Genomic DNA, 20,865 nt, shown 5'->3' with positions numbered 1-20,865 from the left:
CCATGATTCTAAAGGAGGCTTTCTATGCACCATCACCCCAAACCCCATACCGTTTGCAGCGCCGCTGCCCTGCTGACCTGTCTTCTTCTGTCCCCACCGGCCTTTGCCGAGACAGGAGCCCACGTGTACTCCCATGAGCATCGGGAGGTTCGTACCACCACCCAAAGCTCCAGCCGCGAAGTTACCCGGGAGACCACCCGCAGCAGCGGCACCCATACCAGCACCACGGTCCGCAAGGACCGGCTGGGCCCAACTTTGGGCACGATATTGTTCCCCCGTTTGGGGTCTTCAGGAACCAAGGGCCGTTCCTCCGTTCTAGAAAAAATCACCGATACCATTCCTCTGGAGTCCCGGGAAAAGGGCATTTTGGCCGCTTTCCAGGGGGATAACGGCAAATGGGGGCTGTTAGACCTCAAGGGCCAGGAAGCCGTGCCGCCCCAGTACAAAAGCATTGGTCTAGGCAATAACGGCACCTTTGCGGTCACCGGCAAAAAGGCTGTGACCGCCATTACGGCTGACGGCCAGCCCTTAGCGGCAGACAGTCCCGAGCTTCAGCAAACAAAACCTCCTGGACTCTATTCCTTCAAAAAAGACGGCAAATACGGGTTTCAGGATGAAACCGGAAAAACCGTTCTGGCACCGATTTATAAGGACGTAATTGCTGGTTTTCAGGCAGGCATTGCCTTTGTCAAAATGCCCGACGGCAAAAAAGCGGCCATCAATTCCCAGGGCCAGCTATTGTATCTCTTGCCCTACGACCGGGTATTCCCCTTCCAAAATGGACTGGCAGAATACCAGCGGGACGTCAGCGGGTTTAACTGGGCTTCCGTCCTTGGTATTGTCGGCGCCGTTCATTTTGGCCTGGGCTACGACCCCCAGACCAACGGTCCCCTGACCCGGGACGGGGTAAAGCGGGGCTATATCGACCGTTCCGGCCAGATTGTCATTGACAGCCACAACGATTTCGTTTACCCCATGACCCCCTTTGGCACTTTTGTGGAAGACAAGGGCCAAACCATTTTCGTAGACCGGACCGGAAAGCTGCTGTACGGCCCCGGCAAATTCCATATTGCCGAAGATACTGCCTGCCAGACCGAAGCCCTGGCAAATGGCCAATTGTCCCTGGTGGACGAAAAGAGCAAAAAGATGGGGGTGTTGGACCTACGCAGCGGACAGCTGATTATTCCTTACACCTTTGAGGAAGCTTACTTCCTAGGCAGTGACCGGTACCTGATCCGGGATGGGCAAAGCACCCTACTGGTCAGTGGTACGGACGGCAAAGTCCTGGCCTCCTACCCAAAGAAAGCCAAGCTCCTGCCCTACGGCACCAGCCAGGTAACCTGGCTGATTCAGGACAAACAGTACTCCCTGGTGGATGCCAATGGTCAGGTGGTCTACACTGCCCCCAAGGACTCCATCACCACGGCCGGCACCTTTCTGAAGATCTTTTCCCTTGCCAAAAGCGGCGGCCGGTACGGCATAATAGACACGGCTGGAAAATGGCTAGTCCCGCCCCAATACAAAAACCTCACCTGGGTTTGGTAAACCAGTAAATAAAAAAAGGACTGTGAAAAATGAACTTCATCTTTCACAGTCCTTTTTGCAGTTTGTGTCATTCTCTACTGCCGATGGGCCAGCCGCATCAGGGTGCAGCTCAGGGCAATCATACCGACGCCTAAAACCAGCTGCCGGTTCAAAAGGGCCAGGCAGCCAAAGCCCAGGGCCAGCTTGGCCAAATTTTCTACCTTCATAGGACCATCTCCCTCACGGCAAAACCAGACCATATCTCTAAGGTTACTTTTCGCCGTCTGACAGGGGAAATCCTGCTGAAAATCAGTACACGCCCAGTTTTTCCAGGCCCATGCCAATGCCAAACACCACTACCAGGGCAATGATGCACACCTGGGTCAGCTTTTCTTCCCGGGGCGGCGGCAAAAAGAATGCGAAAGTATCTGGACGCTTTTGGGCCAGCAGGTACCAAATGCAGATAATCAGTTCTATTACGCCAATAATTTGGGGTATGCTCATGAAAGTCCCTCCTCCAATTGTTCAGAAGTATACACTAAGCGTATTTCTTCCCGTTGTCAAGGCATTTCTTGGGGCTAGATCAGGATACCCTGGAGATGGTCCAGTTCATGCTGGATAATTTCCGCCGTGAACCCCTGAAAGGTCTTTTTCTTCTTTTTGAACTGAGCATCCCGATAGGTCACTTCCAGGGTTTCGTACCGCTTGCAGGGCCGGACCCCGGACAGGGAAAGGCAGCCCTCTTCTGTGTCGTAGGCCTTGGGGGAATGCTTCACAATTTCCGGATTGTACATGACCACCGTATGGTTCCCCTCCCGAAAAACAATAATGGCCTTATTTACGCCAATCATGTTGGCTGCGAGGCCTACACAGTGGTCCAGATGGGCTTCCAGGGTATCCTTCAGGTCCTGGGCTACAGCTGCGTCTTCCTTGACGGCCGGAACGGCCTTTTGCTGCAAAAAAATAATATCCCGGATAATTTCTCGTACCATAATTTACTCCTTACGCAGAAATGCGGTATTTTTGCCATTTATCATGATATAATAATACTATCAAGATAAACCTGGCAAGTTTCCTCTATTATAAGCTAAGAAAGAAGGTTTGCAAATCATGGCACATATTTTATGCATTGCAGGTCATCCCCATCCGGAACAATCCCTGGCCAATGCCGCCATTTTGGCAGAAGTAGAAAAGGCCGGTCTGGACCTTACCGTAGAAAATCTGGCAGAAACGGGCGGCCAGTGGGACATTGCCGCCGAACAGGAAAAGGTCAAGGCCGCAGACGTACTGGTCTTCCAGTTTCCCTTTTATTGGTACTCCTACCCTGCCCTTTTGAAAAAGTGGGTGGAGGAAGTATTGGCTCACGGGTTTGCCTACGGCAGCACGGGAACGGCCCTAAAGGGAAAGGATTTCTTCCTGTCCTTTACCACCGGCGGCGCCAAGGATACCTACCGCCCCGGAGGCGTCCAAAACCGGCCGGTAGAAGAATATCTGTATAATTTTGATCAGTTGGCGCTCTTTACCGGCATGAAGGCTCACGCTCCCTTTGTGACCTACGGCTGTATGTACGTTCCTGGGGTCAGTGCTGAAGCCGACAAGGAACGGATTCTCAAGGACTGCCAGGCCAGTGCCCAGAAGTTAATTGCCGCCCTGGAAAAATGCTGAAGGAATTTTCTCTTTGACGCCCCTTTGCGGGCGTCTTTTTTTCCAGTTTCTTACCGGCTGCCAATACCCAAAATGTTCCAGCTCTAACGAATTGCCCACAATTTCGGACAAATGTTTGAAATTTCCGGGAAAAAGCAGATTCCTGCTTTACACAGTGCTGGAATCATGTTACATTTTAAATTATACGTTACATAAAACAGTATTCTTTTGCTTAAGGGAGGCAATACTATGATAAAGAAACGTGTTGTAGGTGTAGTTGGGGTGGGCCATGTAGGTGCCCATGTAGCATTCTGTCTGGGCATGATGGGTGTAGCCGACGAAGTTCTGCTGTGTGATGTAGAAGAAAAGAAAGTAGGCGCTGAAGCCAACGACCTGATGGACGCCATGATGTTCATGCTCAACCACACTACCTACCGGGTAGTGGATTATGCCGGCCTGAAAGACTGCGACGTGATTGTCAATGCCGTAGGCGATATTACCATCTGCCGTTCCTTCAACCGGGACGATGAACTCTCCAACAGTGTCCGTCAAGTGGCTGACTATGTACCCAAAGTCATGGCTGCCGGCTTTGATGGGATCTTTGTCAATATCACCAATCCCTGCGATGTAATCACCCGGCTGATTGCCCGGAAATCCGGCCTGCCCAAGGGCAGAGTCCTGGGCACCGGCACCATGCTGGATACCTCCCGCCTGGTTCATCAGCTGTCCGAAATCACCGGTTGGGACAGCAGAGGCTTCTTTGGCTTCATGATGGGCGAACACGGCAATGCCCAGTTCACGCCCTGGTCCCAGGTTACCTTCTTCGGCCAAAGCGTAGATCAAATTGCCGCCACCGAAAAGTTTGCCTTTGACCATGAGAAAATCCAGCACGATGCCATTCAAGGCGGCTGGATTACCATGTCCGGCAAGTGGTGCACCGAATATGGCATCGCTTCTGCAGCGGCCACCCTGGTACGCACCATTTTCCACGATGACAAGCGGATTCTCCCCTGCTCCGTAGAACTGGACGGGGAATACGGTGAACGGGATATCTTCACCGGTGTGCCCGCAGTAATCGGAAAGAACGGCGTAGAAAAGGTGCTGGAATTCCAGCTGCCCGAAGCAGAAATGCAGACCTTCAAGAAATGCGTAGCTACCATCCGGCAAAATATTGCCAAAGGCAACGCCATTTTGGACGAACTGCACTAAATACAGCAACAAACAAGCCCCTGGAGCCTAATGCCTCCAGGGGCTTGTTTGCGTTAAAAAGGACCGCACCAAACGGTACGGTCCTTTTGCAGTTTAGCGGTTGGCTCTTAATAAGCTTTGGTCATGGCGCCATCCAGCAGAATGGTCTGGCCGGATACGTAGCTGTTGGCTTCGCTGCACAGGAAGGCAGCCAGCCGGCCGTATTCGTCCAAATGGCCATAGCGGCCCAGAGGGAAGCTCTTCAGGTCGATTTTTTCGTAATCTTCCACGGATACCCTGCCTTTTCGGCTCTCATTGCATTGAGTTTCAGAATCCGGTCGGTACCAATCCGGCCCGGTCCGATGACGTTGACCAGGATATTGTCGGGACCTACTTCCCGGGCCAGGGTCTTGCTCATGCCCACCACGCCCATACGCATGGTATTGGACAGAATCAGGTTATCCAGGCAGTCCTTGACGGAAGAAGATGTGCTGTTGACAATGCGGCCGCCGCCCAGTTTTTTCATAGAAGGCAGTACCGCACGGATAGTGCGCACATATGACAGCAGGCACATGCCAAAAGCCTTTTCCCAGTCTTCGTCAGAGAAGTTCACGAAGGGGCCGGGTTTGGGGCCGGGGCACATATTCACCAAAGCCCAGATGTCACCCAGGGTGGCGATGGTGTGTGCTACCAGTTTGTCGATATCTTCAGCTTTATTTACATCGCACAGGTAGGCTTCCGGACGGTTGCCGGTTTCCTTTTCAATTTCATCCTGGGCAGCGTACAGCTGTTCCTTAAAGGGTTCTGCGGTGCAGATCATCACCTTGGCGCCTTCCCGGGCCATTTCCGTAGCAATACCCTTGCCCAGGCCGGCAGCAGAAGCCATACACAAAACAACTTTTCCTTTTAATCCTAAATCCATAGTTATCCTCCTATTAATTCAACAGTTCGTTTATTCGTTTCCGTTATTCTTTTTCCGGATGGATTTTCAAGTCCACAACAGGGTTCACCAGGGCTCTCATTGCAAAGCCCTTGGGTCCGTAAATCCGGCATTCTGCCTGATCCCCATCCACAATGTGGAAAGCTCTGGGGGTACCGGTGGACAGCACGTCCCCAGCATACCAGCCCTGAATCTTGCTGTGCAGGGAAATCAGTTCATCCGGCTGATGCATCATATGGTCCACTGTGTTCTTGGCGTGGATTTCGCCATTATGGACGCTTTGGATTTCCAGCTTCAGCACATCGGGTACTTCGTCCGGCGTAACCAGTTCAGGCCCAAAGGAGAAGAACGTAGGGAAGTTTTTCACGATGGTCAGGTAACGGGGGTTGCCTGCCAGGAAATCATTGCCCTTCAAAATGGATTCTTCCGTCATGTCCAAAATGGTGGTGTAGCCCACAATAGCGTCCTGCCAATCGGCCTTTTCCACATCCCGGCAGTCCTTACCCAGGATAATGCCCAGTTCGGCTTCTGCCGTGGTCTTTTGGGCTTCCTTCAGTTTGGGAAGCTTAATCTCATCGGCAGGTCCCACCAGGGTATCTGCCTGTTTGAAGAAGCTGCCAGGGAAACCGGTAGGAGGCGCACTGCCAATATCACCAGCGTGATCCCGATAGTTCAGGCCAATGCCGAAAATCCGTTTGGGATTCCGGTACAGAGGGCCGTACACCACCTGGTCTTGGGGAATGACCCCAGGAATGGTTTCCAGTTCGGCAGCACCGCCGGCATTATACCATTTGGTCAAGCCGGGAATCTGACCGGCCTGAATCAGACCCATCAGATCTTCCTTCCAGGCAGTCCCCTTGGCTGCATTCAATTTAGCAACGGGCAGAACGCCTGTCTTGGTTACAATCCCGGCCACTTCCTGGCCTTTTACTTTCACAGTTGCAAAACGCATGGAAATTCCTCCTTAGTTTTTCTGCAGAGCAGCCACAGCTTCTTTGAGCTTCTGGCAGCCCTCCACAATGGAATCATAACTGGCGGCAAAGGACAGCCGCAGGTACCCTTCCCCGCCGGGGCCGAACACGTCACCGGGAACCAGGGCGATCTTGGCATTTTCCAGCAGATAGGCAGAAAGCTCTGCGGATTTCATGCCCAGAGACTTGCAGTTGATAAAGATGTAGAAAGCGCCTTTAGGGCATTGGCAGCTAATTCCGGGAATGGCATTGATGGCTTTCACCGCATAATCCCGGCGGCGCTTGTACTCTTTCACCATTTCTTCTACTTCGTCTCCTTCCTGATTCAGGGCGGCGGCGCCGGCCACCTGAACGAAGTTGGGGGCACAGGTTGTATTATGTTGATGGAATTTGTTCATGGCAAGAATATATTCTTCCGGGGCGGCCACGTAGCCCAGCCGCCAGCCGTCCATGGCATAGGCCTTGGACATGCCGTTCAGGGTAAAGGTGTGTTCCTTCATGCCCGGCAGGGAAGCAATGCTCACATGTTCGGCGTCATCGTAGAGCAGCCGTTCGTACACTTCATCGGCTACTACCATCAGATCATTTTGGATGGCAATGTCCGCCAGCTGCTGCAGCACATCCCGGGTCAGCACGCCGCCCGTAGGATTGTTGGGAGTAACAATGACAATGGCTTTGGTCTTTGCCGTCACTTTGGAATGGATTTCCTCAATGTCCAGCTGATAGCCATTTTCTTCCTTCAGACTATAGGTTACCGGTTTTGCGCCCAAAAGATTGGGTACGTTGATGTAATTTAACCAAACCGGATCCGGCACCAAAATTTCATCTCCCGGATTCAGCAGGGTGGCCAGCACGGCCATTACGGCCTCGGACAGGCCTACCGTCACCAGCACTTCGGTGGGTTTATAGCTCACCTGGTTTTCCCGAAGCAGCTTGGCTGCAATGGCTTCCCGCAGTTCCATCAGTCCAAAGTTGGACGTATAGTGGACTTTGCCGGCTTCCAGGGCTTCCCAGGCAGCCTTTTTGATATATTCCGGCGTATCAAAATCCGGGCGGCCCAATTCAAAATGGAGCACCCGTTCCCCAGCCCGTTCCATGGCCAGGGCTTTTTCATTTACCTTACGAATTCCGGAAGGAGCCATCCGGTTCATACGTTCTGCAATCTTCACAGTCATCTTGATTCCTCCACTCAAACACCAGATTCGGACAGCTCACAATTGCGCCGGTTTTGGTTTGATGGTATGATTATAAAATTGATGACAGGGTTTTGTGAAATACGTAAATGTATATCAGCCTATAGGTAAATTTGTATAAGGGGGACAAAAATGGCCGATTATAAAGAATATGTACACGCCGTGTACCAGGAAAAAAGTTTTTCCAATGCCGCCAAGAAACTATTTGTTTCCCAGCCCTGGCTTAGCGCCACCGTCAAAAAGGTGGAGCAGGAAATTGGCTTTCCCATCTTCAACCGGAGTACCAATCCCATTTCCCTGACGGAAGAAGGCCGGTATTATATCCGTCATATCGAACAAATTATGGCCCTTGAAAAAGAAATGGCCCAGCATTTCAAGGAGCTGCGGGAGGGGCAGAACCTGCGGCTGCACATTGGCAGCTCCATGTTTTTCTGTACCTATGTGCTCCCCAGCCTGCTGGCCGAATTTCAGGCCCAATATCCCCAGGCAGTGCTGTCCTTTACAGAAGGAACCACTGCCAACCTGGCCAAACGGCTGTTAGACGGGAAACTGGACTTTTTCCTGGAGGCAGAGGATCCGGCCGATCCCCAAATCACCACCCAATCCTGGGCCACGGAAGAAATCGTCCTGGCAGTCCCTGCCCAGAATCCCCTGAACCAGGAGCTGCGGCCTTACGCCTATTCCTTTACGGACTTTCTCCAGCGGGAAAAGCCCCAGGTAAAAAGGCCTCCGGTCCCCCTCCGGGCTTTTCAGAACGAAAGCTTTCTGATGCTGAAATCCGGCCATGACATCCATACCCGCAGCGTGACCCTGTGCCGGAACGCCGGTTTTAACCCAAAGGTATCCATGTACCTGGCCCAGATGATGACTGCCTACTACCTGGTCTGCGAAGGCCAGGGCATTACCTTCCTCCGCTCCACCATCCCGGAATACGTAACACCCACGGACTCCGTGGTATTCTACCAGCTGGAGGACCCGGCTGCCCTTAGGACCATCTATCTGTCCTACCTGTCCCAAGGCACCAGTACCCTTGGCCGAAAACTTATCGATTACGTTTGGAGCCGGAACCTTCTGGGCAAATAAAACTGTCTGCAAAATGAGAAAAGACTTGCCGCCCCGCTTTGGGGGCCGGCAAGTCTTTTTGGTTTCTGAAGCACAAAATAGCTGCGGTTTGCGTTATTGGCCGTAGGCAAGCAGGGACTCTCCTTTGCGTACGCCTAAGGCAACAGTTTGGTACAAAATCACCCCGTCATACTGGGCCCGCACTTCCTGGAGGAGGCTGCCGGTCAGGGTTTCCAGCTTTCCCAACAGTTCTCCCTGGGAGATGGTTGCGCCCGGGCTTTTTACCGGCTGCCAAAAGCCTGGAGCCTCTGCTTCCACATAGGAGGCCCTGCACAATTTTCGCTGAATCTGGGGCTGTACCCTGCCAGGTAAAATAGCCAGGTGCTGCAGCAGTGCCCGTACGTCCCGGCAGGCGTCCTGCACCTCCCCTTCCGACCAGGCTCCCCTGCCGCCCCGTTCCAAAAGCAGGGAAGGGATATTTTGCTGCACGGCCCAGCTGTACAGCCCATTCCGGGCCTGGGAGGGTACTTGGTACGGGACCGCCAACACCTGGGCGGCTTTTTCTGCCGCCTGATTTACAGCTGGCGTTCCTCCGGCCGGAACAAACACCAGGGGTTCCAGTGCTTCGTTCCAGTCTCCTCCGTGCAAATCCAAAAGGAAGTCGGCTGCCGGATACAAAGCGGCCTCCAGGGCCCAGGCCAGCCGGGCTGAAAGGGAGCCCTCCGGATTTCCCGGAAAGGCCCTGTTCAGGTTGAGGCCGTCCTCCGGCACCACCTGCTTGCTGCCTGCATAAAAGGCACTGGGATTCGCCAGCGGCAGCAAAACAACACTGCCGGACAGGGTTTCCGGGTCCAGCTCCTGGGCCAGCCTGCGCAGGGCCTGGATGCCCACATACTCGCAGCCGTGAACTCCGGCTGTTACCACAAGGGTTTTTCCTGGCTTTTTCCCACAAAAGCAAAAAGCGGTTAACGGCGCAGCTCCCGGTACCGGAACCGCCGCTGGTTTCTGCTCTCCGGGCAAAAGTTGGGTTCCGCAAAAAATCATACGGCCTCCTCCGCAGCCCGGTCTTCCAACGGAATAATGGCTTCCAGCAACTTCCTAGCATAGGGGTCCCGGGTACTGCCCAGTTGTTCCACCGACAGATATTCCGTTACCCGGCCCCGGTACAGAAAGAGGACCTCATCGCACAGATAGGTAACGGACGTCAAATCATGGGTAATAAACACATAGGTCAGGCCCAGTTTCCGTTTCAATTTCTGCAGCAGGTCCATTATCTGCACCTGGGTATGGGCATCCAGGGAAGAAATGGCCTCATCAAAGAGAATCACTTCCGGCTGGCAGGCCACAGCCCGGGCAATGCACACTCGCTGCAGCTGTCCCCCAGAAAGCTCATGGGGGAACCGGTCCGCCAGGGCGGCGGGCAGCCCGGCCAGCTCCAGCAGCTTGGCCGTTTCCTCCTCCCGCGCGACCTTATGGCCTTCCCGGCGCTCCCGGACCCTCAAACCTTCCCCGATAATATCTTTTACCCGAAAGCGCGGATTGGCCGAGGTGGTATAATCCTGGAACACTATGCTCAGCTTATTCTGCAAATTTTTCCTCCCTGCCCGGGATTCGTAGACCGACAAATCGTCCCACAGTACTTTTCCCTGATCCGGCTGCAAAAGGCCGCAGAGCACCCGTCCCAGGGTGGATTTCCCGCTTCCGGATTCGCCCAAAATCCCCAGGCAGGTTCCTTTCTGCACCTTTAGGGACACATCAAACAACACCTGCTGCCGGCTATGCCCAAACAGCGTATTTTGCCGTTCCCGGCGAAAACTTACGGATATATTTTTTAGCTCAAGCATATCCCTGCTCCTTTCCTTTACCCTGCAGCACCCTTTGGTACCGTTCCATAACCTCTGCCCTTTTTCCCACCAAAAGCCGCGTGTAGGGATCTTTGGCGTGGTGAAGAATCTGATAGAAACTGCCCCGGTCCACCACCTGGCCCTGGCTGAGCACCACCAGCCGGTCTGCTACCCGGGAAATGGCGTTCAGGTCATGGGAAACAAAGACCAGGGCCGTTCCCTTCTCCTCCTTGATTTTCAGCAGCTCAGCCAAAATTTCCACCTGGGTTATGGCATCAATGGCGGTAGTGGGCTCGTCGGCAATCAGAAGCGCCGGCTCCAGGGCCGCTGCAATGCCGATCATAATCCGCTGCAGCATTCCTCCGGACAGTTGGTGGAGATATTTTTCCAGCACTTCTTCCGGCTGGTGGATGCGCATTTTTTCCAATACTGTCAGGGAGCGCTCCCGAATCTCTCCCTTTCTCCAGTTTCCGTGGGCCGCAAAGGTTTCAGCCAGCTGGCTGCCAATCCTGTACAGCGGGTCAAAACAGGTCATGGGGTTTTGCAAAATAATCCCCACCTTGCCGCCCCGCAGACGGCGCAGCTCTTCACTGGACTTGGTAAGCAGCTCTTGCCCCTGAAACTGGACGCTGCCCGTTACCTGAAAGCTGCTGTCCAAAAGGCCCATGGCAGCTTTCAGGGTCAGGGACTTGCCGCTGCCGGATTCCCCCAGAATGCCCAGGCATTCCCCAGGCGCCACAGAAAAGGAAACGTTTCTTACCAAGGGAACCAGCAGCCCCTTCCGGCCTTTTAGCTGCACCTCCAGGTTTTCCACCTGAAATAGGGGTTTCATGATTCCACCTCCTTTGGATCCAGCACATCCCGCAGGGCATCTCCCATGAGATTGAAACAGCATACCAAGGAAACCAGGGCAACGCCCGGCGCCAGCATCTGGATGGGATTCCGAGTCAATACATCTTTGGCCTCATTGAGCATGGCACCCCATTCAGGAACCGGTGCCTGCACTCCCAGCCCTAAAAAGGACAGGGTGGAAATATTGATAATCGCCCAGCCCACGTCCAAGGAAGCCAGCACCGCCAGGTCGGAAGTAATGGAGGGCAGCAGGTGGCGGAAAAGGATAAAACGCTCCGGCATACCCACACAGCGGGAAAACTGCACAAAATTCATATCCCGATACTGCATAACCCCAGTGCGGATCATCCGGGCATACCAGGCCCATTTGATGAAGATATTGGCAATAATCACATTCTGGACGTTAATACCCAAAAGCCCGACCACTGCAAAAACCATAATCTGGCTGGGAAAGGACAGCATCACGTCCACCACCCGCATAATGACCTCTTCCACCACACCCCGGAAATAACCGGCCATAATGCCCAGCACAGCTCCCAAGCTGATGGTTCCCAGCATGGTCAAAAGGGCCAGGCCCAGGGTGGGCCGAATGCCGTAAATCAGCCGGGAGAGGACGCAGCGGCCCAAATGATCGGTACCCAGCGGATAGGTCAGGCTATAGGGCCGAAACTTTTGTAGGATATTGGTGACATAGGGGTCATGGGGCGCCAAAACCGGAGCCAATAAGCCAATCAGGGCAATAAGCAGTACAAAAGCCACGGTCAGCACCGCTGCCCGATTGTTCCAAAACCGTTTTCCCATGGTTAGACCTCCCTTCTGAGTCTGGGATCCGATACCGTTTGCAGCACGTCGAATACCAGATTAAAGACCACAAATAAAATTCCAATAAACAGCACATAGGTTTGAATTACCGGCAAATCCCGGTTAAAGATGGAGCTGATGCACAACGTACCCAGCCCCGGCCAGGAAAACACATTTTCCACCACAATGGTTCCGGCAATCATCTGGGGAATGCTCATTCCCATGGCCACAATGCAGGTATGCATGGAATTTTTCAGGATATGCTTCACCAAAATGGCCCGCTGGGGCAATCCCCGAACCTGGGCATAGAGTACGTAGTCCCGCTTCATATTTTCCAGCATATTGTTGCGAATCAGCCGGATGTAGGTGGAAATATAGCTCAGGGCTACCGTAAAGGCCGGCAGAACCAAATGCTGCCAGGTACCATTCCCATTAGTAGGCAGCAGCCGCAGCTTGACGCTGACGCCCCACATCAGCAGCAGCCCCACCCAATAGGCGGGCATGGCAGTGGAGATAAAGACCAGGGCCCGCATGCCCCGGTCGAACCAGCCATCCTTGTACACCGCACACAGGAACCCAATGGGAATGCTCAGCACCAGTACAATCACAAAAGACGCCGCCGCCAATTGGAGGGTGGCCGGCAGGCAGCGGGCCAGTTCCCCAGCCACCGTCCGGGCCGGGTTTACATAGCTGACGCCAAAGTCCCCTTGCAGGCAGCCCAGTACCCAGTCGGTATAACGCACCAAAAAGGGTTTGTTCAGGCCCAGTTCGGCTTCTGCCTTGGCAATGGCCTCAGGGGTAATGATGGGGGTCTGCTGGATGCGCAGCACCACCTCCGCCGGATTGGAGGGGATCAGGTTGATAAATACGAAACAGACAAAAGAAATGGCCAAAAGCAGCGGAATGGCCATCAGCAGCCTGTGGATTACGTAACGTTTCATGGTATTTTCACTTCTCTTTCTCTCCTTACAGCAAGAAAGCCGCTCCTTGCGAAGCGGCCCCCTGGATTACTCAAAATACATACTGGCAAAATCTACGTCGTATTGGTCGATGCCAAAGTGGACACCCTTCAATTTGGACGTATAGAGTGCCTTGTTGGTTTCATAGGTCAGCGGCAGGTAGACCGCGTCCTCGTGCAGCCGGGTCAGCACAAACTTGTACAATTCCTGCCGCTTGGCTTCATCGGTGGACGTGAGAATATCCGTAATGGCCTGGTCAATCTCTGCCTTATCTGCCAGCCCCTGCTGGGTTGCAAAGTCCCCGTACACCGGAGCCCGCATGGCCGCCAGAGAAGACTGGGGATCATAGGGCATGCCCCAGCAGATATTAAAGACCATATCGAAATTCCCGGCCTTCATATTATCCCGGTAGGACTGTTCTTCCTCCCCATGGATATTAAGAGCAATGCCCAGTTTCCGATACTCACTTTGGAGATACTCGGCAATGGTTTTCTCCGTTACACTGTCACTGTTGTAGAGCAGATCCAGTTCCAGTTTCTGGCCGTCCTTGGCCCGCAGCCCATCGCTGGCCATAACCCAGCCAGCCTGGTCCAGCAGCTGGCCCGCCGCTGCGGTATTATAGGCATAGGGCTCCAGCCCCACATTGCAGTAAGGAACGGTAGGGGAATACAAGGTATCCGCCGCCGGTTCCAGTCCGTAAAAAATACCCTCTGAAATGGCCTTCCGGTTGGTGGCGTGCTGAAGGGCTTTCCGAACCGCACTTTCCCCTAAGATTTCATGGGTGGTATTGAAGACAATGTGCCGGGTAGAGGTGGGATTGGACAGCTGGGTGGTAAATTTATCGCTTTTCACATACTGGCTGATGGCATCTGCATCCAACATATTCTTGCCAAAAATCAGGTCAATTTCCCCATTTTCCAGCGCCATGATCCGGGTTTGGTTATCCGGAATGACCTTTACAGTAATTTTCTTCAGGGCCGGCTTCTTACCCCAGTATTTTTCGTTCCGTTCAAATACAGCGTATTCGTCAGTGACAAAGTCTTTCAGTACATAGGGCCCCGTCCCAATATAACTGGTTACCCCATCCTTGGTGCTGCCGTTTTTCATGCTTTTGGGGGAAATCATGGCAAAGGGCCGGATGCAGGCCAATTCCGTCAGCATGGGATAATAGGGCTCGCTCATTTCAATAACAAAGGTATCCTTGTCCGGAGCAGAAACACTGGTGAGCAAATTCATCATTTCCAGCCAGGTATGCCGTTCCCGGTTTTCCAAAATAGCATTAAAGTTGGCCAAAATGGCGTTGGCATCACAGGGCGTTCCATCGGAGAAGGTAACCCCCGGACGAATCTTAAAGGTGTAGGTCCGCCCGTCCGGACTGATAGTCCAGCTTTCCGCCAGACAGCCCACATACCCCTTTTCCGTATTGGTCACCAGGGTATCGTACAGCATGGACTGGGCGTACATCTCCCCAGCGTACAAATGGGGATTCAGGTTCCGGATATCCCGGTAATTGACGTACACCAATTCATCTTTCTTTCCGCCTGCCGTTTTGCCTGCCCCGCCATCGGCACCACAACCCGTAAATGCGGTCAGCAGCAGGACGCCGCCCAGCAGCGCCACCAAAATTTGTTTTTTCATAAGGACCTCCTGACAAATGTTGCGTACATATCATACTTTGTCAGAATACACTGGTTAGTCGAAACTTACTAGGCCCGAATTTTTTATAGAAATCTATAACGAATCGTTATACCCTATAAAATCTTTGCCAATTCCTGGATCAGCCACTGGGCTTGGGGAGACAAGGGCCGCTCAGGGTCCTGCACATACCCCAGCTGAAGAAAAGGCTCACAGTTCTCGATGGCAAGGGGCTTGATGGCATACTGCTCATAGGGCTCGTGCATAAAATTAAGCCCCAGACTGCAAACATCGGTGTGCAGCAGCATATCAATCAGCAAATGGTCACTATTGGTATAAACCACGTTCTGCAGCAATTTAGGGTCAATGACCCCCATGCTCACATGCTCCAAATGGTGCTCCATGGAGAAAAAGTCCCGCACGCCCCGCATAAACTTCAGCTTGTGCAGGTCCGCAAAATCCACACTGTTTTCCTGGTACAAGGGATGCTTGGGCCCCACATAGACGCAGATGCTTTTTACGCTCAGCGGGATAAATTCCAGCTTCTTGTGGGACAAAATATGCTGGAAGGCCGCTGCCTGCTTTTGGGCCACATAGACAATCCCCACTTCGGAAATCCCCTGCTGTACCTGCTCCGTAATTTCTTCCACCGTTCCTTCGTGGTGTTCAATATGAATGTCCGCCCCCCAGGTTTTGTAGAAATCCACCAAAAGCCGGGCCACCATATTGCTGGGATAGGTGGATACCCTGAGGCTTTCCTGCTCATCAGGAATGGCCAGGGAAGCAATGGTAGCCGTGGTTTTCAAAATCAGCCGGGCATATTCCAGCACGGTCTTGCCATACACCGTAGGCTGCACCCCTTTGCCGCTGCGAATCAGCAGGTTTCTCCCCAGCTCATGCTCCAAAGTACGTATGGTCTTGCTTACATTGGGCTGGGTCGTATACATACAGGCCGCAGCCTGGGATAAACTGCCTCGCTCACAGGCAGTGACAAAAATCTCCAGTTGTTTGATGTCCATAGGTCACGCTCCTTGTATTCCGGGAGTTTGTTTGTGCTAATCCGTTTTACTATACCGTTTCCTATAGATAATTGCAAGTTGCCTAAACGTTATAGGAATGGCCGCAAGCAAAACAGCCCAAAAAAGCCTGACCGCAGGTTCTCCCCCGCAATCAGGCTTGATACTTTCGGCACCTAAAATGGGCTGCCTTATCCTTTCGGACAGGCAGCCCATAGGGTCCCTATTTCTAATTGGAATGTAAGCGCAGCCCAGCCTTTGTCTTTTGAGGTGCCGGTCCATTTCGACCTAATGGGGCCCGGCGTTATAAATCGACTAGATGAAATAATAAAGGAGACTCAAAGCAACAGGGGCATGAACTGCAGGCTATAACACTTGCTGCGTGGGACTTGCAAACGGAATCCGGGGCTTCCTGCTGGAAGTTCCGTTTTCCGAAATTGCCAAGGTGTAGCTATCTTTCTAAAACTAGACCTCGTACGGCGATTACTCCCGGCTTGGTGCCGGTAAAGGATTTCTCCTGACCGCCCACAAAGGTAAAGTAAAACATATGATGTTCGTCAATCATCCAGGTCATATCCTTCAGCGGGATCTCTCCCCCATTGGGATACAGCTGGTAGAGTCTATCTACAAAAGCTGTCACGTCATAGGTTGCCAGCTGACCATTTTCCTGGGTATAGGTCAATTTCCCGTCTTGGATTTTGGCCGGATCCAGAATATATACCCGGCTGTAATCCTTTACCGGAAAGCTGCCTGCATTATAGGCATAACGCAGATGCGTTTGCTGCCGGTTATTGGGCAGGGAAGCCAACAGGCCGGAGGCTTCTACTTCTTTTACCAGCGGATACCGCCAGCTGCCGGGATTTCCTTTCAGATATTCCCAAGCGCTGTAAATCCGGTCGGCCCGCTGGACGGAAATAGCCGGATTGGCCTGGAGCTGGCCGTCCACCAGCATTTGGCCCTGCAGCAGGTTTTCCCGCAGCTGACTATACTGGAGCTGGGCCGGGAAATCAATGGCATTCAGCGGGGTCACTGTAACCAGCAGGGCCAGCACAGCGCCCAGGCCAAAGAGTTTCCGGGGTTTCATTCCCACCAGCCCCGCTGCCAGGATGCAGACCCCGTAGGCACTGCATACCAGGGACAAATACCGCAGGGACGTGGCCCCGTAGGCGCTCCAGCGCATCTGCACCCCGATGCCCTGCACCAGCAGTACAGGAATCAGCAGCAGCCCGCCCAAGAGGAATACCTTGCGAAACCAGCGCTGGGACAAATCTCCAAAGCTGAAGTACAGCAGGGCGTATACCGCCGTGGCAGCGGAAGCAAACCAGTTCATGGTGCCCACAGGCATGGCTCTTACCCAGGCAATCTTTCCCATATACAGATACAGGATCAGCAGCAAAAGTCCAAAAAAGGGGAGCAGGACCCGCCGCCACAGGGTGGTAAACCCCGGCACTTCCGGAATTTCTTCTTCCGGAAGGGGAATGTAGGAAAGAAAGGTGAGAAAGCCCACTACTCCAAAGGCAAAGACGAAGATACAGCCCAGCCATTGGATGCCTACGGGCATGACCAGAAACTGGAAGCCCAGGTAGCAGATGGACAGCAGGACCAGAATCAGCAGCCCTATGCCCAAGCTTTTCACCAGGGACAGGAACAGCCAGGGAAAAACCCGGTCCCTGCCCTCTGGGACATCACAGTAATACAGGGTGGCGGTAGCTGAAGCTGCCAGAATGCCTCCCGCCGCCATAAAGCAGTACGGAGTCAGCGGCAGTCCTTCCAAAAGCCGCCAGCCAATAATAAAGATCAGGAAACCCAGGGCATCCCGCCGGGGACCTACTTTGTCCGCCCGTTCATTGTACAGCCGCCAGGGAATGGACAGGGCAGTCACACAAAGCATCACCAGGATGCCCCGCTGCCAAATGTCCCCCTCCCCGCCAGGAGGCAGGTTCAGCTTGGTTTCCACCAGGCTGGCGGCGAAAATATACAGGCTGCCAAACACGGCCAGTTTAAACCGTCTGCTGCGCTGGAAAAGCGCAGCAGCAAATTCTCGTATGCGCTGCAGCATTTGCATCATCTCCCATGCTATGAACTTACCTGTTCATTATACCATGGAAGCGGAGAAGCGGTTATTTCCCTGGATGGTTTTTGAAGTAGTTGTACAGCAATCTGCCCAGTTCCCGGGCTTCTGCTTCGTTCAGGGTAATCCCCCTGTACATTTTTTCCCGTCTGGGGGCCCATTCCCGCAGATCAAACTTGGCGGGAGTATTGTTGTAAGAAATCCGGTTCAATTCCTTGGTATTACCAGTTTTGGTATTTTCCGACAAGATTCCTAGTTCTTCTTCTACTTCGTAACTGAATTCAGCCATTGTAATCCTCCTTACAAGATGAGCCTTTGGCCATCCGCTTGATGATTTTATTATAACGGATTTTATTTTTTTGCCTACCCCTTTTGGGCCATCGGGTATTTAAAGCGTACCATCGGGTATTTTTTCGTTTAAAGCACCCAGTTTTAGTTCCAAAATCCGTTTTATGGGGACCCATTTCCCACTTTTCAGCAAAATTCTTTTCCGAAAAGTATCCAATTTCACCGCCTGCTCCTGAAGTACCAGCTCCCGCCCGCCTTCCTTATGGGCATCCGGCTGAAAGTACGTAAGCAGCAGCAGGGGCTGCCGGCCCTGCTGCAATTCCAAGCCCACCCATTGGAGCTGCCGGTCCAGCCGTTCCTTTTCAGTCTCGTCCAGCTCCCGCTGGGCCTGGGTAAGCCGGGCCTCCTCGGCCACCAGTTCTTCGTACCCGGTAAGGGCTGCAAAGGGCATAAACTGGGCCGCCCGCTGGGAGCGGGACAGCTTGCGGCGTCTGGGGCTCTCCGGATGGGGCAGCGCAAGCATATCCTGATACCGTTTCATGCCCGATGCCCCCCTACCTGCTGGTTGCGTTCTATGGTCATGCCGCCGGCACACAGATTGCTGCCCTTTAAAATGGAGTTTTTGCCAAACCGCTCCTTTAAAGCCAGTACCGTTTCCTGGAGCCGGTATTCCTTAAAGGGATCCTGCCAGGCGGATTCCTCCTGGGCAAACAAATCCGCTTCCTGGGGCCGGCTGCGCTCCTGGGAAACTGGCAGCACCCGTTCTGCCGTAAGGCTCACCTTGCGGAGCAGCAGCTGGGGATCCATAATTTTCCGATACAGCGCCAGGGCTTCCTGGGTAAGCACCTGCCCGGAGGCCGTGTATTGGAGCAGTGCCTGGGTGCCCCGGGCCGGAAAGGGCACCAGCCGGCCATAATGGTCCTGGGCCACCCGCCCCCGGTAGGAGCGCAGCCTTTCCAAGTCCTCCAGGTTGGACCGGTCATAGCCCAAATGCAGCACCAGCCGGTCCGTTACAAGGCCCTTGCGTACCAGGTCCAGGGCCAACTGATCCGCCATTTCCCAAACAATCAGCCCCGCCTGCTCTGCTGTATAGGCATGCTGGAGCACCTGCCCTGACCCCAGGCTGGAGCTTTGGGGGGTGTATTTTTTGATGTCCTCCAGGGTGCAGGGTTCCCAACCCCAGGCATGGTCAATGAGCAGCTCCCCATTGACCCCAAACAGCCGGTACAGCAGGTCCTCGTCCACAAGGGACATCCTGGCCACATCCCCCAGGGTATACATCCCGTACTGGGCCAGCTTCCGGGCAATCCCCGGACCAATCCGCCAAAAATCGGTAAGCGGCCGATGCTCCCACAGCTTTTCCCGGTAACTTTCCTCCGTCAGGGCCGCAATGCGCACCCCGTCCTTTCCTGCGGGCAGATGCTTGGCTACAATATCCATGGCCACCTTGCACAGGTACAGGTTGGTACCAATGCCGGCCGTAGCCGTAATCCCCGTTTCCTGAAGCACCGCCTGGACCAGCTTCCGGGTCAGCTAATAGGGCGTCAGCCCATAGGTTTCCAAATAAGGGGTCAAGTCCAGCAGCACCTCATCCACCGAATACACGTGGATATCTTCCGGAGCCAAAAAGCGCAGATATACGCCGTAGACCCGGACACTGTACTCCATATAAAGCGCCATCCGGGGCATCGCCGTAATATAGGTCAATTTCTGGGAAGGATCCGCCTTCAGTACCCGGTCGGAAGCCGATTCTCCCTGGAAGTGCCGCCCCGGCGCCATGGCCCGCCGGTCCGCATTGATTTCCCCCACCTGCCGGATTACCTCGAACAAACGGGGCCGTCCAGGTACCCCACGGGCCTTGAGAGCCGGGGAAACCGCCAAGCAGATGGTTTTATCCGTCCGGGACTGATCCGCCACCACCAGGCACGCATCCAAGGGATTCAGCCCCCGTTCCACACATTCCACCGAAGCATAAAAAGATTTTAAGTCAATGGCCGCATAGACCTTTCCTTTCGCCATAGTACTCCCTCACTCTTTGTTCGTTTATTATAACTTATTCGAACATTTGTTCGTTTATACTATAGCATAAACCCCCAGGGTAAGACAAGCCCCCTTTGCAGCTGCTTTCCCGCAGCAGCCCAAAAGGGCACAAAAAAAGAGCCGTGACCTAAGCCACGACCCTTTGTTTTGCGCTTATTGCAGGAGAGCTTTGACAATGGCATTTACCCGCTGGCCAGAAGCCCGGCCTTGGGTCTGGGCCATTACCGTACCCATTACCTTCCCCATATCCTTCATGGATTTGGCACCCGTCTTGGCAATGGCGGCTTGAACGATTTCTTTCAGTTCGTCGTCGCTTAATTGCTGGGGCAGATACTTTTTCAAAATGGCAATTTCCTGCTCATTTTTCTCTACCATTTCAGGACGATTGGCATCCTTGATTTCTTGGATGGTATCTTCTCTCTGCTTAATTTCTTTCATAATGACAGCCATGACAGCGTCATCTTTCAGCTCTGTCTTTTCGTCAATTTCCTTATTCCGAATGGCAGCCCATACCATACGCAGAACGGTCAACTGCAATTTGCCGTTTTCCCGATCCTTCATGGCGTGCTTCATATCGGTTTGTAAGATTTCTCGTAAAGACACCTTAAAGCCCCCAAATCATAAAATGATTATCTGGATTTGCGTTTTCTGGCAGCTTCAGACTTTTTCTTGCGTCTTACGCTGGGCTTTTCGTAGTGTTCGCGCTTTCTTACTTCGGACAGAACGCCAGCTTTCTGCGTAGCACGTTTGAAACGACGCAGTGCGCTGTCCAAAGATTCAGTTTTGCCAACTTTAATCTCAGTCATCTATATCCCTCCCTCCACGATCTCTTTCGGG

At 53.4% G+C, this 20,865-nt stretch carries 23 protein-coding genes and 1 pseudogene; 4 read left to right on the top strand and 20 right to left on the bottom strand.

The genetic code is table 11. From position 1 onward, the window contains the following. Positions 1–24: 24 nt before the first annotated feature. Positions 25–1,545, top strand: coding sequence for a WG repeat-containing protein (locus tag LKE88_RS01390; protein WP_118286696.1), 1,521 nt, complete (start codon positions 25–27; stop codon positions 1,543–1,545). Positions 1,546–1,619: 74 nt separating this feature from the next. Here LKE88_RS01390 and LKE88_RS01385 read toward each other — a convergent pair whose 3' ends face one another. The 3 genes from LKE88_RS01385 to LKE88_RS01375 all read right to left on the bottom strand — a co-directional run bounded on the left by LKE88_RS01385 (position 1,620) and on the right by LKE88_RS01375 (position 2,516). Continuing rightward, on the bottom strand, positions 1,620–1,751 hold the full coding sequence (locus tag LKE88_RS01385; RefSeq protein WP_255419926.1) for a hypothetical protein: 132 nt from the start codon (positions 1,749–1,751) through the stop codon (positions 1,620–1,622). A gap of 82 nt (positions 1,752–1,833) precedes the next feature. Then, on the bottom strand, positions 1,834–2,028 hold the full coding sequence (locus LKE88_RS01380) for a hypothetical protein (RefSeq protein WP_105325657.1): 195 nt from the start codon (positions 2,026–2,028) through the stop codon (positions 1,834–1,836). Positions 2,029–2,102: 74 nt separating this feature from the next. Continuing rightward, positions 2,103–2,516, bottom strand: coding sequence for a peptide deformylase (locus LKE88_RS01375; protein ID WP_105325658.1), 414 nt, complete (start codon positions 2,514–2,516; stop codon positions 2,103–2,105). Positions 2,517–2,634: 118 nt separating this feature from the next. Between LKE88_RS01375 and LKE88_RS01370 the strand changes: the two genes are divergently transcribed. Both LKE88_RS01370 and LKE88_RS01365 read left to right on the top strand, forming a co-directional pair. After that, positions 2,635–3,189 (top strand): NAD(P)H-dependent oxidoreductase, encoded by a 555-nt coding sequence (locus LKE88_RS01370; RefSeq protein WP_105325659.1) that lies wholly within the window; start codon positions 2,635–2,637, stop codon positions 3,187–3,189. A 228-nt stretch (positions 3,190–3,417) separates the two neighbouring features. Next, positions 3,418–4,377 carry a lactate/malate family dehydrogenase gene (locus LKE88_RS01365; protein WP_276802467.1) on the top strand — a complete coding sequence of 320 codons (960 nt, stop codon included), beginning with the start codon at positions 3,418–3,420 and terminating at the stop codon, positions 4,375–4,377. Positions 4,378–4,484: 107 nt separating this feature from the next. On the opposite strand, the pseudogene LKE88_RS01355 reads toward LKE88_RS01365, so the two are convergent. The 3 genes and pseudogenes from LKE88_RS01355 to LKE88_RS01345 all read right to left on the bottom strand — a co-directional run bounded on the left by LKE88_RS01355 (position 4,485) and on the right by LKE88_RS01345 (position 7,442). Next, positions 4,485–5,278: pseudogene (locus LKE88_RS01355) on the bottom strand (SDR family oxidoreductase). A gap of 43 nt (positions 5,279–5,321) precedes the next feature. Continuing rightward, positions 5,322–6,248 (bottom strand): fumarylacetoacetate hydrolase family protein, encoded by a 927-nt coding sequence (locus LKE88_RS01350; protein ID WP_105325662.1) that lies wholly within the window; start codon positions 6,246–6,248, stop codon positions 5,322–5,324. Positions 6,249–6,260: 12 nt separating this feature from the next. Continuing rightward, positions 6,261–7,442, bottom strand: a complete 1,182-nt coding sequence (locus LKE88_RS01345; RefSeq protein WP_105325663.1) for a pyridoxal phosphate-dependent aminotransferase — start codon at positions 7,440–7,442, stop codon at positions 6,261–6,263. 150 nt (positions 7,443–7,592) lie between these two features. Here LKE88_RS01345 and LKE88_RS01340 point away from each other — a divergent pair, with 150 nt between their 5' ends. Beyond that, on the top strand, positions 7,593–8,543 hold the full coding sequence (locus LKE88_RS01340; RefSeq protein WP_105325664.1) for a LysR family transcriptional regulator: 951 nt from the start codon (positions 7,593–7,595) through the stop codon (positions 8,541–8,543). A gap of 93 nt (positions 8,544–8,636) precedes the next feature. Here the strand turns inward: LKE88_RS01340 and LKE88_RS01335 are convergent, their stop codons facing one another. From LKE88_RS01335 to rpsU, 14 genes are all read right to left on the bottom strand, one after another. Then, complete coding sequence (locus tag LKE88_RS01335) at positions 8,637–9,566, bottom strand: M14 family metallopeptidase (protein ID WP_105325665.1); 930 nt, start codon at positions 9,564–9,566, stop codon at positions 8,637–8,639. Continuing rightward, positions 9,563–10,366, bottom strand: coding sequence for an ABC transporter ATP-binding protein (locus LKE88_RS01330; RefSeq protein ID WP_105325666.1), 804 nt, complete (start codon positions 10,364–10,366; stop codon positions 9,563–9,565). The genes LKE88_RS01335 and LKE88_RS01330 overlap by 4 nt, the downstream gene beginning before the upstream one ends. Beyond that, positions 10,359–11,198 (bottom strand): ABC transporter ATP-binding protein, encoded by an 840-nt coding sequence (locus LKE88_RS01325; protein WP_105325667.1) that lies wholly within the window; start codon positions 11,196–11,198, stop codon positions 10,359–10,361. Before LKE88_RS01325 ends, LKE88_RS01330 begins: the two co-directional genes overlap by 8 nt. After that, complete coding sequence (opp1C, locus tag LKE88_RS01320) at positions 11,195–12,019, bottom strand: nickel/cobalt ABC transporter permease (RefSeq protein WP_105325668.1); 825 nt, start codon at positions 12,017–12,019, stop codon at positions 11,195–11,197. The genes LKE88_RS01325 and opp1C overlap by 4 nt, the downstream gene beginning before the upstream one ends. A 2-nt stretch (positions 12,020–12,021) precedes the next feature. Beyond that, positions 12,022–12,960, bottom strand: coding sequence for a nickel/cobalt ABC transporter permease (gene opp1B / locus LKE88_RS01315; RefSeq protein WP_105325669.1), 939 nt, complete (start codon positions 12,958–12,960; stop codon positions 12,022–12,024). A 66-nt stretch (positions 12,961–13,026) separates the two neighbouring features. Continuing rightward, positions 13,027–14,616, bottom strand: coding sequence for a nickel ABC transporter substrate-binding protein (gene nikA, locus LKE88_RS01310; RefSeq protein ID WP_118286697.1), 1,590 nt, complete (start codon positions 14,614–14,616; stop codon positions 13,027–13,029). A gap of 113 nt (positions 14,617–14,729) precedes the next feature. Continuing rightward, positions 14,730–15,632, bottom strand: a complete 903-nt coding sequence (locus LKE88_RS01305; RefSeq protein ID WP_105325670.1) for a LysR family transcriptional regulator — start codon at positions 15,630–15,632, stop codon at positions 14,730–14,732. Positions 15,633–16,080: 448 nt separating this feature from the next. After that, the gene (locus tag LKE88_RS01300; protein WP_158572301.1) at positions 16,081–17,688 is read right to left on the bottom strand and encodes a DUF4153 domain-containing protein; all 1,608 of its coding nucleotides are present in this window, start codon (positions 17,686–17,688) and stop codon (positions 16,081–16,083) included. 61 nt (positions 17,689–17,749) lie between these two features. After that, the gene (locus LKE88_RS01295) at positions 17,750–17,989 is read right to left on the bottom strand and encodes a YdbC family protein (protein WP_105325672.1); all 240 of its coding nucleotides are present in this window, start codon (positions 17,987–17,989) and stop codon (positions 17,750–17,752) included. 99 nt (positions 17,990–18,088) lie between these two features. Further along, positions 18,089–18,529 (bottom strand): hypothetical protein, encoded by a 441-nt coding sequence (locus tag LKE88_RS01290; protein WP_105325673.1) that lies wholly within the window; start codon positions 18,527–18,529, stop codon positions 18,089–18,091. Continuing rightward, the gene (locus LKE88_RS01285) at positions 18,526–19,497 is read right to left on the bottom strand and encodes a DinB/UmuC family translesion DNA polymerase (RefSeq protein ID WP_276802461.1); all 972 of its coding nucleotides are present in this window, start codon (positions 19,495–19,497) and stop codon (positions 18,526–18,528) included. Before LKE88_RS01285 ends, LKE88_RS01290 begins: the two co-directional genes overlap by 4 nt. Before the next feature lie 24 nt (positions 19,498–19,521). Further along, positions 19,522–20,007: a Y-family DNA polymerase gene (locus LKE88_RS01280; protein WP_255419928.1), complete on the bottom strand. Its 486-nt coding sequence runs from the start codon at positions 20,005–20,007 to the stop codon at positions 19,522–19,524. Positions 20,008–20,181: 174 nt separating this feature from the next. Continuing rightward, the gene (locus LKE88_RS01275; protein ID WP_105325674.1) at positions 20,182–20,631 is read right to left on the bottom strand and encodes a GatB/YqeY domain-containing protein; all 450 of its coding nucleotides are present in this window, start codon (positions 20,629–20,631) and stop codon (positions 20,182–20,184) included. 26 nt (positions 20,632–20,657) lie between these two features. Next, positions 20,658–20,834, bottom strand: coding sequence for a 30S ribosomal protein S21 (gene rpsU / locus LKE88_RS01270; protein ID WP_105325675.1), 177 nt, complete (start codon positions 20,832–20,834; stop codon positions 20,658–20,660). Positions 20,835–20,865 lie beyond the last annotated feature (31 nt).

The sequence above is a fragment of the Acidaminococcus hominis genome (assembly GCF_022484025.1).
Classification (GTDB): domain Bacteria; phylum Bacillota; class Negativicutes; order Acidaminococcales; family Acidaminococcaceae; genus Acidaminococcus; species Acidaminococcus hominis.
This window is presented reverse-complemented; position numbering and strand designations above follow the sequence as displayed.